The sequence below is a fragment of the Burkholderia sp. PU8-34 genome (genome assembly GCF_053427725.1).
Map to the genome: position 1 here is coordinate 228578 of NZ_JBSAXC010000004.1, position 17948 is coordinate 246525.

At 68.1% G+C, this 17948-nt stretch carries 16 protein-coding genes and 2 pseudogenes; 2 read left to right on the top strand and 16 right to left on the bottom strand.

Annotated features, from left to right (window positions below):
• Positions 1-200 precede the first annotated feature (200 nt).
• From ACV22Z_RS12385 to ACV22Z_RS12415, 7 genes and pseudogenes are all read right to left on the bottom strand, one after another.
• Positions 201-1553 (bottom strand): nicotinate phosphoribosyltransferase, encoded by a 1353-nt coding sequence (locus tag ACV22Z_RS12385; protein ID WP_448076592.1) that lies wholly within the window; start codon positions 1551-1553, stop codon positions 201-203.
• On the bottom strand, positions 1553-3334 hold the full coding sequence (polX, locus tag ACV22Z_RS12390) for a DNA polymerase/3'-5' exonuclease PolX (protein ID WP_448076593.1): 1782 nt from the start codon (positions 3332-3334) through the stop codon (positions 1553-1555). Before polX ends, ACV22Z_RS12385 begins: the two co-directional genes overlap by 1 nt.
• A gap of 425 nt (positions 3335-3759) precedes the next feature.
• Complete coding sequence (locus tag ACV22Z_RS12395; RefSeq protein ID WP_448076882.1) at positions 3760-4245, bottom strand: DUF3734 domain-containing protein; 486 nt, start codon at positions 4243-4245, stop codon at positions 3760-3762.
• Positions 4236-6017, bottom strand: a pseudogene (locus ACV22Z_RS12400) (FAD-dependent oxidoreductase); the annotation flags it as partial. The pseudogene ACV22Z_RS12400 and the gene ACV22Z_RS12395, both read right to left, overlap by 10 nt.
• Positions 6018-6068: 51 nt before the next feature.
• Positions 6069-6461 (bottom strand): TraR/DksA family transcriptional regulator, encoded by a 393-nt coding sequence (locus ACV22Z_RS12405; RefSeq protein WP_448076594.1) that lies wholly within the window; start codon positions 6459-6461, stop codon positions 6069-6071.
• Between the two features lie 205 nt (positions 6462-6666).
• Complete coding sequence (locus ACV22Z_RS12410; RefSeq protein ID WP_448076595.1) at positions 6667-7191, bottom strand: hypothetical protein; 525 nt, start codon at positions 7189-7191, stop codon at positions 6667-6669.
• A gap of 53 nt (positions 7192-7244) precedes the next feature.
• A complete protein-coding gene (locus ACV22Z_RS12415) occupies positions 7245-7511 on the bottom strand; it encodes a hypothetical protein (protein WP_448076596.1) in 267 nt (88 codons plus the stop codon).
• Between the two features lie 253 nt (positions 7512-7764).
• Between ACV22Z_RS12415 and ACV22Z_RS12420 the strand changes: the two genes are divergently transcribed.
• A complete protein-coding gene (locus tag ACV22Z_RS12420) occupies positions 7765-7974 on the top strand; it encodes a hypothetical protein (RefSeq protein ID WP_448076597.1) in 210 nt (69 codons plus the stop codon).
• A 189-nt stretch (positions 7975-8163) separates the two neighbouring features.
• Here ACV22Z_RS12420 and ACV22Z_RS12425 read toward each other — a convergent pair whose 3' ends face one another.
• From ACV22Z_RS12425 to ACV22Z_RS12455, 7 genes are all read right to left on the bottom strand, one after another.
• The gene (locus ACV22Z_RS12425) at positions 8164-8937 is read right to left on the bottom strand and encodes an ABC transporter substrate-binding protein (RefSeq protein WP_448076598.1); all 774 of its coding nucleotides are present in this window, start codon (positions 8935-8937) and stop codon (positions 8164-8166) included.
• A 71-nt stretch (positions 8938-9008) separates the two neighbouring features.
• Positions 9009-10208, bottom strand: a complete 1200-nt coding sequence (locus ACV22Z_RS12430; RefSeq protein WP_448076599.1) for an acetyl-CoA C-acyltransferase — start codon at positions 10206-10208, stop codon at positions 9009-9011.
• Complete coding sequence (locus ACV22Z_RS12435; protein WP_448076600.1) at positions 10205-10867, bottom strand: 3-oxoacid CoA-transferase subunit B; 663 nt, start codon at positions 10865-10867, stop codon at positions 10205-10207. The genes ACV22Z_RS12430 and ACV22Z_RS12435 overlap by 4 nt, the downstream gene beginning before the upstream one ends.
• Positions 10842-11522, bottom strand: a complete 681-nt coding sequence (locus ACV22Z_RS12440) for a CoA transferase subunit A (protein ID WP_448076601.1) — start codon at positions 11520-11522, stop codon at positions 10842-10844. The genes ACV22Z_RS12435 and ACV22Z_RS12440 overlap by 26 nt, the downstream gene beginning before the upstream one ends.
• A gap of 11 nt (positions 11523-11533) precedes the next feature.
• Positions 11534-12847, bottom strand: coding sequence for an aminotransferase family protein (locus ACV22Z_RS12445; protein ID WP_448076602.1), 1314 nt, complete (start codon positions 12845-12847; stop codon positions 11534-11536).
• A 42-nt stretch (positions 12848-12889) separates the two neighbouring features.
• Positions 12890-13651: an amino acid ABC transporter ATP-binding protein gene (locus tag ACV22Z_RS12450; RefSeq protein ID WP_448076603.1), complete on the bottom strand. Its 762-nt coding sequence runs from the start codon at positions 13649-13651 to the stop codon at positions 12890-12892.
• Positions 13648-14310: an amino acid ABC transporter permease gene (locus ACV22Z_RS12455; protein WP_448076604.1), complete on the bottom strand. Its 663-nt coding sequence runs from the start codon at positions 14308-14310 to the stop codon at positions 13648-13650. The genes ACV22Z_RS12450 and ACV22Z_RS12455 overlap by 4 nt, the downstream gene beginning before the upstream one ends.
• 216 nt (positions 14311-14526) lie before the next feature.
• Here ACV22Z_RS12455 and ACV22Z_RS12460 point away from each other — a divergent pair, with 216 nt between their 5' ends.
• Positions 14527-15450: a LysR family transcriptional regulator gene (locus ACV22Z_RS12460; RefSeq protein WP_448076605.1), complete on the top strand. Its 924-nt coding sequence runs from the start codon at positions 14527-14529 to the stop codon at positions 15448-15450.
• Between the two features lie 10 nt (positions 15451-15460).
• Here ACV22Z_RS12460 and ACV22Z_RS12465 read toward each other — a convergent pair whose 3' ends face one another.
• Positions 15461-16855, bottom strand: coding sequence for a sigma 54-interacting transcriptional regulator (locus ACV22Z_RS12465; protein WP_448076606.1), 1395 nt, complete (start codon positions 16853-16855; stop codon positions 15461-15463).
• A gap of 761 nt (positions 16856-17616) precedes the next feature.
• Positions 17617-17851 (bottom strand): annotated as a pseudogene (locus ACV22Z_RS12470) (glycosyltransferase family 4 protein); the annotation flags it as partial.
• Positions 17852-17948 lie beyond the last annotated feature (97 nt).

Consider the following 17948-nt stretch of genomic DNA (forward strand, 5'->3'; position numbering starts at 1 on the left):
GACTGAGGCTAAGGCTGGGCTGGGCTGGGCTGGGCTGGGCTGGGCTGGGCTGGGCTGGGCTGGGCTGGGCTGGGCTGGGCTGGGCTGAGGCTAAGGCTGGACTGGACTGGACTGGACTGAAGCTGGGCTAAGACTGAGACTGGGCGGGCCTGACGCCGGGGCGGTGTGCGGGCGGAGGTGCGGGGCCGCAGCGGCCGTCATCACGCGGCCTGCCGCGCATCCATCCGCCTCACCAGCGCGGCCAGCACCGCCGAAATCTCGACGGCGACCGGCTCCGCCGCCGTCAGCGTGCGCGTGCGTTCGGGCAGCGTCGCGAGCTGGTCGGCCGCATACGCGCGGCTTGCGTCGAGCGATGGCAGCGCAAGCCGAACGCCGTCGCGCATGACCGGCCCGAGCAGCGGGATGCCCGCGTGCGTTTCGCGCGCGAGCGCGACGCAATCGGCATCGATCCGTCCGTGCGCGTCGAAACGCCGGAACACCTGCTTGCGGCCCGGCCACGTCGCCTTCCCTTCCGAACGCTTGCGCCGCGGCAGGCCCGCATATTCGACGAGCTTGTACGCGCAGTCGAGCGACGGCGCATCCGCCGACGTGTTCATCCGCGTGCCGATGCCGAAACCGTCGATCGGCGCGCCGCGCGCCAGCAGGTCGTGCAGCCCGTATTCGTCGAGATTGCCGCTCGCGAAAATCGTCACGTTCGTGAGCCCGCCGCGATCGAGGATGTCGCGTACGCGCCGCGCATGCGCGGCGAGGTCGCCGCTGTCGAGCCGCACGCCCTTGATCGCGATTCCATCCGGCGCGAGCTTGCGTGCCGTCTCGACGACGATCTGCGCGGCGCGTTCCGCGTCGTACGTATCGATCAGCAGCACCGCGTTGTCCGGCTGCGATCGCGCGAATTGCTCGAACGCACGCGCCTCGTCGCCATGCGCCTGCACGTACGAATGCGCCATCGTGCCGAACGCGGGCATCCCGTAGCGTGCCGCAGCCAGCACCGTCGCCGTGCCCGAGAAGCCCGCGAGATAGCTCGCGCGCGCGGACAGCAATCCGGCTTCCGCGCCATGCGCGCGGCGCAGGCCGAAATCGACGAGCACTCGCCCCGGCGCGGCCAGCACCGCGCGCGCCGCCTTGCTCGCGACCAGCGTCGCGTAATGCAGCAGGTTCATCACGCGGCTCTCGACGAGCTGCGCCTCGCGCAACGGCGCGGTGATCCGCAGCATCGGCTCGTCGGCGAAACAGACGGTGCCTTCGGGCATCGCCTCCACCGCCCCGGTGAAGCGCCAGTCGGCCAGCGACGCGAGAAAGTCCGCGCGGAACCGTCCCGTCCGGGTCAGATCGTCGAGGTCGGCGTCCGTGAACCGCGCCCGCTCGAGATACTCCAGCACGGGCGCGAGCCCCGACGCCATCAGGAAGTTGCGCTGCGGCGGCAGCGCGCGCACGAAGAACTCGAAGCTCGCGACGTCGTTCATCCCGGCGTCGAAGTACGCCTGCAGCATCGTGAGCTCGTAGAGATCGGTCAGCAGCATGCCGTCGCCGGCATCGCACATCGCTCCCGCCATCACGCCTCCTTCGTGCGGTGCCGCGCCGGCTCGCGATGCTTGCTGCCCGCGCCGCCCATCGTGCGCGCCAGCAGCGGCCGCAATTGCTCGAGCGTTCGCGTGTTGAGCACGTCGGTGCGGGTGAGCCAGCCGCGCCGCGCCTGGTCGACGCCCAGATCGAGATCGTCCAGCTCGTCGGCGCGGTGCGCGTCGGAACCGATCGCCACCAGCACGCCGGCCTGCGCGGCCTCGCGGCACCAGATGTCTGCCAGATCGAGCCGCTGCGGCTGCGCGTCCAGTTCGAGGAAGCAGCCGCGCGACCGCGCGTGCTCGATCACGCGCGGCAGGTCAAGCTCGCACGCGTCCCGTTCGCCGAGCAGGCGGCCGGTCGGATGCGCGAGGATCGTGAAATGCGGATGATCCATTGCGCGCAGCACGCGATCGGTCTGCGCGGCGCGCGGCATGTCGAAGCCGTTGCGCATCGCGCCGACGACGAGGTCGAGCCGGCCGAGCACGTCGTCCGGCAAATCGAGACTGCCGTCTTCCCGGATGTCCGCTTCGACGCCCTTCAGCAGCACGAAATCGTCGAACGATTCATTCAGGCGATCGATGTCGTCGATCTGCCGCGCGAGGCGTCCGCTATCGACGCCCCGTGCGCGGCCGTCGCGTGGCGCAAGGTCGGTGATCGCGAGATATGCAAGCCCGCGCGCGCGGGCGGCCTCCGCCATCGCACGCAAGCCGTCGCGTCCGTCCGACGCATCGGTGTGCGCATGCAGGTCGCCGCGCAGATGCTTGCGCTCGACGAGCGCCGGCAGGCCTCCCACGCGCGACGCATCGATTTCGCCATGATCCTCGCGCAATTCGGGCGGCACCCAGTGCAGGCCGATTGCTTCGTAGACCGACGCTTCGGTCGCGCCGGCAATCCGTTCGTCGCCGCGAAACACGCCGTATTCGTTGATCTTCAGGCCGCCCGCCTGCGCGATGCGGCGCAACGCGATGTTGTGCGCCTTCGACCCGGTGAAGTAGACGAGCGCCGCACCGAACGCATCGGCATCGACGACCCGCAGATCGACCTGCAGGCCGCTGCGGAGCACGACGCTCGAACGCGTCGCGCCGCTCGCCAGCACGCGCTCGACTTCGCCGTAGCCGGCGAATGCGTCGGCAACCGCCGCCGCATCGCGCGCCGTCACGAGCACGTCGAGATCGCCGACGGTCTCGCGGCGGCGCCGGAAACTGCCGGCCGGCACCACGTCGCCGACGCCCGGCACCGCGCGCAACCGGTCGAGCAGCGGTATCAGCGACTGCTCGGCAAACGGCAGCAGGAAGCGCTGCGGCGCATGATGCAGGCGTTCGTCGATCGCTTCGAGCAGATGGGCTTCGGTTTTCGCGCCGAATCCGGGCAGCTCGCGGATGCGTCCGCTCTTCGCCGCCGCCTTCAGCTGTTCGAGCGTTTCGACGTGGAGCCCGTCGTGCAGCGCCTTCACGCGCTTCGCGCCAAGCCCCTGCACATCGAGCAGTTCGACGACCGCAGGCGGCAACGCGCGGCGCAGCGTCTGCTGCAGTTCGCAGGTGCCGGTCGCCGCGATTTCGCGCAGTTTCGACGCGAGATCGACGCCGATCGACGGGATCCGGCCGAGATCCTCGCCCTTCGCGACCATGGAGGGAATATCGCGGCCGTAGTCGGCAATCGTGCGCGCGGCATTACGGTACGCGCGCACCCGAAACGGGTTGGCGCCCTGGATTTCGAGCATGTCGGCGATCTCGGCGAACACCGCCGCACATTCGGCATTGTGGATCGACATGATCGGCGTCGCTCCGTTGCACGTGGATGGCGCCGCCTCAGCACGGCGCCTGCCGGCCCGGCGCTTTGACGACAAACGCCGGGCGCCAGATCCCATCCTACGCCGCCCGCGCAGTCCGTGCAGGTTCCGGATCGCCGCGGGCGACCCATGCATGGGTCGTGCCGGAACGCTGGCGGCGGCGCCCGCCGGCCGACGGCGCGGCAATCGGTCCGCGCGGCGCCCGGCACGACACGCTCAGTATCGCGCCATACAGCGTTGCTGCGTTGCGCAAGATCGATATGGCGGCGGCCGATGCAGCGCGGGTTTCGAGCATGCGTGCAGCGCGCGACGCCGGCATTGCGGCAATGCATCGCCGCACCGGTTATGCCGCTACTTCGCTACGTCACTACGCGATAGCATCGCCGCACTTCCATGCGCTCGCATCATCATCCCTTCTCATCCCCCGCCAGCGCCTTCAGCCCCTCCGCATAACCACGCGCCTGCAGCTCGGCGATCATCGTGGCGGAGAAGTCGTAATCGGTCGCGAACGTCACGGGCCCGGTGCGATGCAGCGCGATCCGCTCGACGTGGATCGCGCGCGATTGCCCATCAGCCGGATATACAGCGGGTGCTGGCGGATCGCGCTGGCGGCCGGCTCCGCGACGTGCGTCATGATGTTGCCGACGAGATCGCTGAAGTCGTTCGCGTACTCCTCGAAGCGCAGGTCGCTGCGCACGCGGTCCATGTAGCTGATCTCCTCGCGGCGCAGCATCACCTCGACGAGGTCGTCCGGCATCCGCTTGTTGCCGGTAAACAGGTCGACGATGAAGATCCGCCCGCCGATCCGGCCGCACCGCTCGAGCACGAGGTCGAGCGGCGAATTGCTGACGATGCCGCCGTCCCAATACGCGTGCCCGTCGAGCTTCGTCCACGGCATCCCCGGCGGCAGGCTGCCGCTCGCGAGCAGATGCTCGGGCGTCAGCCGGTCGACATAGCTGTCGAAGATGCGCGGCTCGCCGCTCTTCACGTCGACGGCGCTGATCAAGAGGCGCGTCGGGCTGTCGCCGAGCGACGCAAAATCGACGTACTTTTCGATCAGCTTGAGGATCGGATGCGGGTCGTACAGGCTCGTCGTGCGTCCATAAAGCCAGTCGATGCCGTTCAGCGCGTTCCACCAGCGCGGCTGCAGGAAGTTGGGCACGCCGAACCAGAACACGTACGCCGACACCATCAGTTGCTGCCATTGCGGACCGCCGGCTGCCGGCAGCGGAATCGCGAGTTCGCGCCAGAAGGCATCGAGCGCACGCGACGGTTCCTTCGGATGGCTCGCGATGATCGCGCCGTTGAACGCGCCGATCGACACAGCGGACACGATGTCCGGCCGGATCCCGTGCTCGTCGAGCGCGTGGGCGACGCCGCATTCGAACGCGCCGAGCGCACCGCCGCCCTGCAGGATCAGCACCGTCTGTACAGGCAGTCGATCGAGCGGAAAGCGGGCGTCGTGCAAGCGCCCGCGCTCCGCCTTCAGGTCGAGCCGCAGCGCAATCGCATCGGCCAGCGACGCGATGCTCGCAGCGGGCTGGTCGATCACGAACGCGGCACGCAGCACGTCATCCTTCAGGTACAGCAGCGCATACGGACCGTCACCGGGCGTACCGCGCTCGATCGTGTCGGTCGCGCCGGACTGGTCGCCCAGAAAGTTGTAGGACACGCCGAACACGTCGCCGAAGAAGATCGACACATCGCGGTACGGCACCGGGTGGCCCGCCATGTTGCGCGCGGCGATCTTGCCCTGCCGGATCGCATTGTCCCAGTGCTCGATGCGGCGCCGCACATCGAAGATCGGGTCGTGGAAGTTCGCGACGTCGCCCGCCGCATAGATATGCGGATCCGCCGTGCGCAGGAACGCATCGACCTCGATGCCATCGCCGATCGGCAGGCCGCTGCCGGCCAGGAACGCGCAGTTCGGCGTCACGCCGACGGCGACGATCGCCACGTCGCACGGCAGCGTGTCGCCGTCGCTCGTCTCGACCGCCTCGACGTTGCCGTCGCCCAGCAGCGCACGCACGTCGCAGTTCGTGCGGACTGCGATCCCGCGTTCGGCACAGCAGCGCGCGAAGAATTGCGACAGCACGTCGGACTGCAGCATCGGGAACACGCTCCGCTCGAGCTCGAGCAGCGTCACCTGCACGCCGCGCGCCTGCAAGGTCGCCGCAAGCTCGATGCCGATGAAGCCCGCGCCGATGATCACGACACGGTTGGCCCGCGCCGTTGCCGCCTGCAACGCGCGCATGTCGGCGAGCGTGTGCAGGCACAGCACACCCGCGAGATCGATGCCCGGCACGGGCGGCATGCGTGGCGACGTGCCGGTCGCGATCAGCAGCTCGCGGTAGTGGAAATCGCCGTGCGCGTCGGTCCGGACGACGCGCGCCTGCCGGTCGACATGCGTCGCGCGTGCGCCGAGCAGCAGGTCGATGCGCTGCTGCGCGTAGAACGCCGCGTCGTGCAGCGCGAGATTCGCGTGCCGATCTCCCACGCTGCCCGCGAGGTCCGGCAGCTTCGTGAGGGGTGGCCGGCGGTACGGCAACTCGGCTTCGCCGCACAGCATCGCGATGGTGGCCGCATCATCCTCGCGGCGCAGCGTCAGCGCGGCGGTCGCGCACGCGACTCCGCCGCCGATCAACAGATAATCGACTTCCCGCATTGCGTGCCCCGCTGTCGGCGGTTCGCTACGGTTCGCGAATCGTGCGCGGCGTCAGAGCGACGGGCGCGTGCCGGTCGCGTAACGCCGTTCGTAGATCTGCTGGCAATGCGCGCACCGCTCGGCCGTCGGCCGCGCCATCAGGCGTTCATAGCCGACAGGTGCGTCGCAGTCCGCGCAGTCGCCGTAGGTCCCGTCGCGCATTCGCTGCATTGCACGCGCGACCGCGCGCAGTTCCGCGAGCCTCATGCCGATCAGCGCGTGATCGACGTCGACGAACAGATCGGCGTTCGCCTCGTCGCCTTCATCCGGCGCCGCACCGGCCAGGTCCGCATACGACTCCGACGCGCGCTGATGCTCGCTCGCGCGGATCTCCGCGCGCAACGTCTGCTCGTGCTCGCTCAGCTTGCGATGCAGCGTCTGCCATTGTTGTTCGTCCAGCGCCATTGTCGTGCCTCCTTCCCAGGGGTCCCGCAAGCCGCAGACAGCCACGGCATGCGGCATGGCCCGGCGCGCGGGAAACGCGCGCGAGACACGCGCCGCACGGCCGGTCCGACGCCCGGTCAGACAACACGCCGGACGCATCGACGCAGCATAAACCCAATGTGCAGACGTGTGTTGACCGGCGCGTTGCCCAGCGGGTCGACCGGCATCAGGCGCCGCGGAACGTGCTCGCGAAAAGCGGGGACCGACGCGAAATCGTTTCGCATGCGCTTGCCGCGCTGCGCGCGGCAAGCCGGCGCACTTCGCGGCTTGCGCCCTGCGCGCCCGTCGATGCATGACGGGACGTATCGACGCCGATGCACGCAAGCAGGCCGCATCCCTGTGGCGTCAGCGCCGGGCGCGGCCCTTCGCCCGGCGCACCGGACACGAGTTCGACATACGCATGCGCGACAAGCGCATCGAAATCGGGACTGGAACGATCGACATGCTGCGGCGCATCGGCAACCAGCAGCAGCGTGGACAATTCGTGCGGGGTCAGCATCGCAGTGAGCTCCTCGTAACGAATGGCGCGCCTCGCCTTCTGGCACGAAAGTGACGGCGCAAACCGTGCCATGCAGTGTGACGTGAATGCGTCACGCAAAAAAATGCGGGCTTTCCACACCTCCTGGCTGGCGAGCGATGTGCTTGTTAGGCAGATACGGCGCACATGCGCAGCGCGTGCCGCATACTGCATTCGATATGACCAATGCGCGCCGCATGCGCGTGGCGATCGCTTCGTTCGGTCCGCTAACGTTTGCGCTCTGTCTCGTCGCCGTCGTGCCCGTGGCGCTGTTCGAGCTCGTCGAGACGCGCGATCAACGCCTGCGCGACGGTCGCCGCGCGGCCGCCCGCACGCATCCGGCCGCCAATCGCCTCGAGCCGCGCACGCCAGTACGCGGGCCGCAGCACCATCGTCGTCGAGCCTGCGTATTCACGTGCGTCGACGCGCGACAGTTCGTCGATCATCGCCTCGACATGACGCAGCTCGCGTTCGTCCTCATCGTCCCATGCCATCGCGTGCTCCGATCCAGCCCGGTGCGGGTCGTTGCCCGTCCCGCCGCTTGCCCGGCAAGTGCAGGTCATGCATTTGACGGGAATCCGACGACTATCGTGAACGCACGGGCGCACTGCGTGCAATGGCTCGACGCTGCGCACTTGAGATCGATCAATCCCCTGCACAAAGGTGCGCCGTAGAGTGGTGACAGGCCGCGCGCGCACGCCGTGCGCCGGCGTGCGCGCGCGCTCTGTCGACACTCGGGAGACAGCCATGGTTTTCGGCGTCATCATCTGGGTCGCGCTGGCGGCCATCTTTCCGACGATGGTCGTGCCGACGATCCAGCACGCCGTCGCACCTTCCAGCATGCCCGCCGCGCACGACACGCCGGACGCGACCGCCGCCCCTGCCGCGCCCGGCATGCAGCCGAAGGACGCGACCGTCGCGCCGCAGGTCAGCGGCGCCGCGCAGGTTTCGGGCTGAACGCGCGCAGCCCGTGACGATCCGTCGTCGTGCGCATGTCGATACGGACTGCGTAGCGGGCGCTGTCGTTTGACGACGCCGGTAGAATCCGCCACCGGCGCGTACCGTGCTGGCCGAAACACGACCTCGACCGGCAGCCACGATGCGGCGCCCGTACCTCCCTGCCGCCGCGCCGCCCCACGCGCGCAATCAGCGCACGTCCTCGCCCAGCCACTTCTTGCTGATCGCGCCGTACTCGCCGTCCTTGAACAGCGTGTCGAGCGCCGCGTTGATCGCGTCGCGCAGCTTCGGGCTGTCCTTGCGCACCGCGATGCCCATCTTCTCCGGATACAGCAGCGGCCCGGCGGGCTTCGCGTCGATGTTCTTCTCGCGGATCGTCAGGATGCCCGCGATGCGGTCCGTCACGAACCCTTCGATCCGGCGATTCTGCAGGTCGATCAGGATGTCGGGCAGCCCCTTGTACGTCTTCACCTGCACGTCGGGCCGGTTCTTGCGCAGCCACGCCTCGTAGGTTTCGCCGAGCGTAACGCCGACCACCTTGCCCTTCAGCTGCTCGATGTTCTGCACGCTGCTGCCTTTCGGCACGAACAGCTGCGCGCCCGACCGGTAGTAGGTCTGCGAGAAGTCCACCGCCTTCAGCCGCTCGTCGGTGATCGCGAGGCTGCCGATGATCGCGTCGTACTTGCCGGCCAGCAACCCGCCGACGATGCCGTCCCAGGCCGTCATCACCGGCACCGGCTTCGCACCAATCCGGCCCGCGATCCGGTTGCCGATATCGACGTCGAAGCCGTTCAGCTTGCCGGATTCGTCGATGAAGCTGAACGGCGGATACTTGCCCGTCAGCGCGAACGTCAGGTTGCCGGTCTGCTTGACCTTGTCGAGATCGTCGGCATGGGCCGCGATGCTCGCGGTACCGATCAGCGCCGCGCAAAACGCGGTCGTCAGCCGTTGCAGGAAAGTCATGTTGTGTCTCCAGAGTCGTTTTTGAAAATGGCACGATGCGATGCGTTCGGCATGAGCGCATCGCTCGCGCGTTACGGACAAGCCACCTCGAACAATGCCGCCGCGCCCTGCCCGCCGCCGATGCACATCGTCACGACGACGTGCCTGACGCCGCGGCGCGCTCCTTCGAGCAGCGCATGGCCGACCATGCGCGTGCCGGTCATTCCGTACGGATGGCCGAGCGCGATGCTGCCGCCGTTCACGTTGACCGTCTCGTACGACAGCCCGAGCGCGTCCACGCAGTGCACGACCTGCGACGCGAACGCCTCGTTGAGTTCCCACAGGCCGATGTCCGCGACCGACAGCCCCGTGCGTTCGAGCAGCCGGCGCACGGCCGGCACCGGCCCGATCCCCATCTCGTCGGGCCGGCAGCCCGCGACCGTGCACGCGACCATGCGCCCGAGCGGCGGCACGGCGAGCGTGCGCAGCATCGCGTCGGACACCACCGCGCAGGCCGCCGAGCCGTCCGCGAGCGCGCAGGCGTTGCCGGCCGTCACGGTGCCGCCGTCGCGCACCGCTTCGAGCGCGGCCAGTGCGTCGACGGCCGTGCCCGGCCGGCCGCATTCGTCGGCGGCGATACGCAATGCACGCGGCGTACTCGTACCGCTCGCCTTGTCGTGCTCGAGCTTGCGCACGTCCACCGCGACGATCTCGTCGCGCAGCCACCCCGCTTCTGCAGCACGCGCGGCGCGCTGCTGGCTGAGCGCCGCGTAATCGTCCTGCGCGCGGCGCGACACGCCATAGCGGCGCGCAACCACGTCGGCCGTATCGACCATCGGCATGTACGCGTCCGGATGACGCTCGAGCAGTTGCGCATCTTGCTGACGGTAGCGATTCATGTGCGCGTTCTGCACGAGGCTGATCGACTCGACGCCGCCGGCCAGGATCGCGTCCGCATCGCCGCCGGCGATGCGCGCCGACGCGAGCGCGATCGACATCAGCCCCGACGCGCATTGCCGGTCGACGGTCATGCCCGGCGTCGTCACCGGCAGGCCGGCCGCCAGCGCGGCGAGCCGCCCGACGGTGTAGTACTGCGTGCCTTCCGGCAGCGCGCACCCGAGGATCACGTCGTCGATGCGTCCGGGATCGATGCCGCTGCGCGTCACCGCCGCCTGCAGTGAGAACGCCGCGAGCGTCGGCGCAGTCGTGTCGTTGAATGCGCCGCGAAACGCGCGGCCAATCGGCGTGCGCGCGTAGCCGACGATCCATGCGTGCTGTTGACGATGCGTCATGCAGCCCCCTCGTCGACGGTGAAGTCGGCTTCGGTGACGGTGCGCAATTCCGCGACGCTCAGCGCACCAAGCCGTTCGACGAGCCGCAGCCCGTCGTCGCCGCACGCGAACACCGCATGCTCGGTGATGATCGTCGCGACCCGCCGCCGCGCGGTGAGCGGCAGCGTGCAGCGCGCGACGATCTTCGGCCGTCCGTTCTTGTCGACGTGCGGCATCGTCACGATCACGCGGCGCGCCTTCTGCGCGAGTTCCGCGCCGCCGCCGATGCCGGCGACGAGACTGCCGGGCACGAGCCAGTTCGCGAGGTCCCCGTGCGCGGACACCTGCAGCGCGCCGAGAAACGTGATGTCGACCAGCCCGCGCCGGATCATCCCGAACGACGCGGCGCTGTCGACGATCGCGCCGCCCGGCACGACCGACACGTAGCCGCCGCCCGCATCGATCAGCTGGCTGTCGAGATCGTCCGGGTGCGCGAGCGCACCGACGCCGACGATGCCGTTCTCCGAGTGGATCCACGCGGCCGACGGATCGTCGAGATACGACGGAATCAGCGTCGGCAGGCCGATGCCGAGGTTGATCAGCTGGCCGCGCGCGACTTCGCGTGCGGCGCGCCGCGCGATCACGTGGCGCGGGTCAGCGCAGGATGGGCCGGTATTCATCGAGGTCTCCGTCAATCTGGATCAGGCCGTGCACGTGGATGCCCGGCGTATGCACGGTGTCGGGCGCGAGCGGCGCGTCGTCGATCGCGCGCGTTTCGACCAGCACGCGGTCGGCCGCCATCGCCATCAGCGGCGAGAAGTTGCGCGCGGCGCCGCGATAGCTGAGGTTGCCGTACGCATCGGCGCGTTCCGCGCACAGCAGCGCGAAGTCCGCGCGCAGCGCCGGTTCGAAGAACAGCGTGCGTCCGCCGACCGTGATCGTCTCGCGCGTCGCGCCCAGTTCGGGCGGCAGCTCGATATCGGTGACGACGCCGGGCAGCCCGACGCCCGCACAGCGGATCCGCTCCGCGAACAGCCCCTGCGAAAAGAATTCGACCTGCAGCGTGCCGGCCAGATGCGCGCGCCGCGCGGGGCCGCTCAGCCCGAGATGGGTGGTCAGCAGCCGGCTCACGACACCCGCTTCGATCAGCCGCGATACGCCGTAGCCGTCCTGGTTCGCGTCGTTTTTGATGATCGTCAGGCCGCGCTTGCGCTGGCGTTTCAGTTCCGCGAGCAGCGAAAACGGCGTGCCCGGCGACCCGAAGCCGCCGACCATGATCGACGCGCCGTCGGGAATCGGCGCGATCGCGTCGGCCAGTTGCATGAGCTTGCTCATCGCCGCCCGCCTCAACGCGCGACCGCGCGGAACGCTTCGTCGAGCCGCCCGACGATTTCGTCGCACTGCGCGCGCGTGGTAATCAGCGGCGGCGCGATCAGCGTGTGGTCGCCCGTCTCGCCCATCAGCGACTTGCGCGGATAGATGATCACGCCGTGCTCGCGCGCCACGCGCGTCACCTGATCGCCGAACTTCAGCGACGGGGCGAACGGCGTCTTCGACGCACGGTCGGCGACATACTCGATCGCCAGCAGGAAACCGCGGCCGCGCACGTCGCCGATGAAGTCGTGCCGCGCGGCGAGCTGCTCGAGCTGGCTGCGCAGGTAGGCGCCCGTGGACGCCGCATTGTCGACCAGCCCATCGCGCTCGATCACGTCGATCACCGCGAGCGCCGTCGCGCTCGCGAGCGGATTTCCCGCATACGTATAGCCGTGCTGGAATCCGCCCGCTGCCAGGATCGGATCGGTCAGTTCGGCGCGCGTGACGATCGCGGACGTCGGGTAGTAGCCGGCGCCGAGCCCCTTCGCGAGGCACAGGATGTCGGCTTCGACGTTCCAGTGCTGAAAGCCGAACCAGCGCCCCGTGCGGCCGACACCCGTCATCACTTCGTCGAGGATCAGCAGGATGCCGTGCCGCGAGCAGATCTCGCGAATGCGCGCGAAGTACGCGTCGTGCGGCACTTCCGCCCCCGTGCTCGCGCCGCCGATCGGCTCCGCGATGAATGCGGCGACGTTGTGCGCGCCGGCTTCGCGGATCGCGGCATCGAGTTCGTCCGCGCAATCGAGCGCATGCTGCTCGGCGCTCTTGCCTTCCGGCACGCGGTATTGCGTCGGCGACGCGAGCTTCGGGTAGAGCTGGAACATCGGCTGGAACGGCTGCGTGAGCGGCGTGTAGCTCGTCATCGCGAGCGCGCCCATCGTCGAGCCGTGATACGACGGCTTGCGTGCGATGAACACGCTGCGCTGCGGCTCGCCTTTACAGACCCAATACTGGCGCGCGAGCTTCAGCGCCGACTCGACCGACTCCGAACCGCCGCTCGAGAAGAACACGCGGTCGAAGCGCCCGCCGACGAGGCCGATCAGCTTCTCGGCAAGATCGAGCGCGGGCTGGTTCTCGAATTGCGTGCGATACGCGAACGCGACCTTGTCGAGCTGCGCGAGCATCGCGTCGCGGATCGCCGGATGCCCGTGCCCGAGCTGCGCGACGATCGCGCCGGAGCACGCGTCGATATAGCGCTTGCCGTCGGTGTCCCACGCGTAGATGCCCTCGGCACGCGCGACGGTCGGCAGTTGCACGGCGGACTGGTAGAAGAGATAGTCGCTCATTGGCGTCCTTTGCTTGGTGGTTTCGTGAATGCGATGCCGTGCTCAGCGGATGTCGGCGAGAAACGCCTGCGTGCGCTCGTGCGACGGCTGGTGGAAGATGTCCGACGGCCGGCCCGCTTCGACCACGTGGCCGTCCGCCATGAACACGACGCGGTCCGCGACGCGCTCCGCGAAGCGCATCTCGTGCGTGACGATCATCATCGTCATGCCGGCCTTCGCGAGCCGCTCCATCACCGCGAGCACGCCGCCGACCATCTCCGGGTCGAGCGCCGACGTCGGTTCGTCGAACAGCATCGCGTCGGGCTTCAGCGCGAGCGCGCGCGCAATCGCGACGCGCTGCTTCTGGCCGCCGGACAGGTTGCCCGGGTACACGTGCTGCTTGTCGAGCACGCCCACCTTGTCGAGCAGTTCGCGCGCTTCGTCGCGTGCCTGCGCCGCGCCGATGCCGAGCAGCTGCATCGGTGCGAGCGTCAGGTTCTCGAGCACGGTCAGGTGCGGGAACAGGTTGAAATGCTGGAACACCATGCCGACCCTCATACGCATCGCGTTCAGGTAGCGCTCCTGCGCGCGGTGGCCGCGGCGCGGGTCGTTGACGAGGCTGCCGAGCACGCGCACCTCGCCGCGCGTCGGCGTTTCCAGGTGGTTCACGCAGCGCAGCAGCGTGCTCTTGCCCGAGCCGCTCGGGCCGATCAGCACGACCACCTCGCCCTTGTGCACGTCGAGCGAAATGCCCTTGAGCACGTCGAGCGCCCCGTAATTCTTGTGAATGTCGCGCAGCGCGATCTGCGGTTCCGGCCGGTTCATGCGCGGCCTCCCTTCAGGATCAGGCGCTGTTCCATCTGGCGCAGCAGCAGGCTCGTTCCGGTCGTCAGCAACGCATAGATCATGGCGCAGGCAAAGTAGAGTTCGAATGGCTTGAAGGTCGCGCCGACGAGCTGCTGCGTGCGCATGAACAGCTCCGCGAGCGTGATCGTCGACACGAGCGACGTGTCCTTGGTGAGGATGATCAGGTTGTTGCCGAGCGGCGGCACGATCAGCTTCAGCGCCTGCGGCAGCACGACGAGGCGCATCGTGCGCGCCGCGCCGAAGCCGAGCGAGCGCGACGCCTCGATCTGCCCGTGCGGAATCGCGAGTATCCCCGCGCGGATCGTCTCCGCGTTGTACGCGCCGACGTTGAGCGCCAGCCCGATCACGCCGGACGTGAACGGCGACAGCTCGACGCCGAACTGCGGCAGGCCGAAGTAGATGATGAAGAGCTGCACCAGGAGCGGCGTCGAGCGGATCAGCCAGATGTAGGCGCTCATCGCATCGCGCAGCACGCGATGCCGCGACAGCTTGCCGAGCGCGGCGCCGAGGCCGATCGCGAGGCCGAACACGGTGGCGAGCAGCGTCAGCTGCACCGTCACGCCGGCCGCTTCGACCAGCATCGGCAGGTACTTGAGGACGAGTTGGAAATCGAACATGGCATGACCGGCCAGCGCGTGTCGCCGGCGGGCGAAACGGCGCTGATAAGCGTCTCCGTATGATATGTGACCGATTTGATTCATCACCTCTCGGCGAGCCGGAAGGCCTGCAGCAGAATGAATCGGCACGTTGTTTGACTGGATCGCAGTCTCGCTTTGAATTATTTTTCGGTCAATATATGATCTTTTTTGATCAATTGATTGGCGGGAGCGAAAATGCGGAGCGACTTCAGTCTGCGCGACATCGAGATCTTTCACGCGATCGCAACGGCGGGCTCTACGCGCCAGGCCGCGGTGCAGCTCGGCATTACGCAGTCGGCGGTGAGCCACGCGCTCGCGCGGCTCGAGGAGAGCCTGCGCATCCGGCTGTTCGCGCGCGAGAACCAGCGGTTGCAGATCTCGCCGGCCGGACGCTACATGCTCGACGAGGCCGTGCAGCTGCTCGACCGGCTGAACCGCATCGAGGAGGAGATTTCACTGCTGCAGGAAAGCGGCGTCGCGTCGCTGCGCATCGGCTGCGCGCCAGGACTGTGCCACCGTTTCGGCCCGCGGCTTGCGCAGCAGTATGCGCACGCGCATCCGGGCACGGGCGTCGCGCTCGACGTCGCCGCGAGCGGCCGGCTGATTTCAGACGTGGAAGGCGGCCGCCTCGACCTCGCGATCGTCTCGTACGAGATCCACGAGCCAGGCCTGATCTTCACCCCGGTGTTCGGTGCGAAAATGGTCGCGCTGCTCACGCGCAAGAACCGGCTCGCCGCGCGCAAGCTGCTGACCTATGGCGACCTCTCGGACCAGCAATACATCAAGCCGATCCAGTCCGACCACCTGATCTACGACGATTCGAGCGACCGGCGGCGGCTCGGCTACGAGTTGCGCGTCAGCATGAGTTCGCTCGGCGAGGTGATCCGGCTCACCGGCGGCGTGAGCCTGCTCAACGCGCTGACCGCGGCCGATCTGTGCGCGAACCGCGAACTGGTCGCGCGCGCGTTCGATTCGACCCAATGGTTCAACTTCTATCTCGTGCACCAGCACGCGCTGAAGGACAATCCCGCGGTCGGCGACGTGCTCGACGTCGCGAAGGCGTGCGTGCAGGAGACCGCGCAGGCCACCGACTATCCGGACGCGTTCGTGATCCGCTGACGCGCGCCGATCAGTCCGACGACGACCCGGTGCCGCGCGGCCGTTCGATCCCGTACGCCTCCATCCAGCGATAGAGCGTCGCGCGCGACACGCCGAGCTCGCGCGCGGATGCCGCGATCCGCCCGCGCGTGCGCAGCAGCGCGAGTTCGATCGCTTCGCGCTCGAGCGACTTGCGAATGGATGCAACGGACGGCGATGCCGCATCGAGCGCGCTTTCCAGTTCGAGATCGTGCGCGGTAATGAGCCGCCCTTCGGTCATCACGACTGCGCGGCGCACGCGGTTGATCAGCTCGCGCACGTTGCCGGGCCAGTCATGCTTGTACAGCGCGGTGATGGCGTCCGCCGAGAATCCGCGCACGCGATGGCGCGCGTCACCGCGAAAGCGCTCGAGCATGTGGTTCGCGAGCAGCTCGATGTCCTTGCCGCGCGCGCGTAGCGGTGGCTGATCGATGCGCATCACGCACAGCCGGTGAAACAGGTCCGCCCGGAACCGCCCTTCTTCCATCGCATCGCTCAGGTCGACGTGTGTCGCGGACACGATCCGCACATCGACCGGCACCGGATCGCTGCCGCCCAGCCGATGGATCGCGCGCTCCTGCAGGAAACGCAGCAGGCTCGCCTGACTCTCGTGCGGCAAGTCGCCGATCTCGTCGAGCAGCAGCGTGCCGCCGTTCGCGGCCTCGACGTAGCCGATCTTGCGCGCGTTCGCGCCGGTGAACGCACCGCGCTCGTAGCCGAACAGTTCGGACTGCATCAGATGTGGAGGAATCGCGCCGCAATTGACCGCGACGAACGGGCCGTTGCGCCGCTCGGAATGACGATGGATAGCGACGGCGGTCAGCTCCTTGCCCGTGCCCGTCTCGCCGGACACGAACACCGGCGCATCGGTGCGCGCAAAGCGCCGCACCGTGTCGAACAGCCGCTGCATCGGGCCGCAGGTGCCGACGATGCCGGGCTCCTCGGCGTCGAGCAGTTCACGGTCGTGCGCGAACAAGCGCTCCATCCCGTACGCGTGACCGACCGTGTCGGCGATCCGCTGATGCGACGCCGGCAGCGTGATGTAGTCGAAGCAGTAATCGCGCAGCAACGCACGCACGCTCGGCAGCATGATCTGTCCGGAATCGACGAGCGCAACCCATACGACGTCGCGCATCCACGCGCACGCGGCCGCAATCTCGCCGATCGCATCGGCCTGGCAACTGCTCAGGTCGAGAATGCCGCAGGTGGTTTCGCCGATGCTGTCGCGCATCTCGTTTGCGTGCGCGGCCATCGTGACTTTCCAGTCGCGGCGCGCCAGTTCCTTGCGCAGCATCATCGACGGCGCTTGCGTCCAGTAGATCAGCGGGCGCTGGCCAACGTTGGTCCCGGCCGCGCCGCCTTTTTCGCGGGTAGTTGGCATTTTCATAACGAACCGTCACTCTCTCCACCTCGCGAACCTTCGACGTGCAACACCGCCCGGCAACGCATGCAAGCGCGTGCCACGGGCGCAACCAAGGTCGCGCGCCGCGCTGGTTCCGAAGTACGCGCCGGAATTCATCCCGTCTCGCTTCATTGAACTCGAACGGAATGCACGGCCGGCCAGGCCGCGCGGTTCCGCTTACGATGCGGCGCTTCGCGTGGACGATGCGCCGATGCAGCGGACATCCGTCCGCCATCGCGTCAGGCTGCCTGCGCCAGGCTCGCCCCGCATGCCGAACCGGCATCTTTCGATCGGGCTCGCCAGGATGACGGACCCGTTTCATCCGCTCCCGAATGTACACCCCGCGTCAAGATCGTCTTGTTACGAATCTTTAAACATCGAATCATTCGATTACGCCGTCGCGCAGTCGGTGCTCATGCGAATAGACCACTCGGACGGAATTATCTTCGATCATTTCCGTCAATCCGTGTGGAATACTATCCAATTTCCCGCAGAGCTGGAACGATTACCCGACATTCGTTCCGGAATGACTAGAAAGATGCGAAAACGCTTCCATCATTCGCATAATCCGCGGGTCTCGCGCGCGCTTTTCGATGCCGGTCCGGACACGCACATGATCGCGCCGCAGGCTGCCCGCCGCAACACGGCTGTCACACGCGCAGGCAATCCGCGTCGGCGGCGTCGATCCGGATAGCGGATGAAGCCCCTCGCTGACGCGCGTCCGCCGTGCCAGCCATCTCGTTCTACAGCACCGCGTAGCCAGCCCGCACGAAACGCGTGAACTCGGCCTTGAAGTGCTCCGCCTGCCCGCGGCACGCGTGCGCATCGAAGGTGCCGGCCGGCAGCGCGTCGAACCGGTCGAGTGCGTCGACGAGCGCGTCGGCCGTCGGCGTCCGGAAAAGAGCCCAGTCGGCCGTGCACACGGCCACGCGCGCACCGACTCGTACACGCCGCGTTGCCGAACGCGATCACCTGCGTGCCGCCCTATCCCACATAAAAAGCATTCCCATCGTCCGCGCGACGATCACCGCCGGGACGATGATCCACATCGATCACGAGAAAACCTCCGTGACGACGT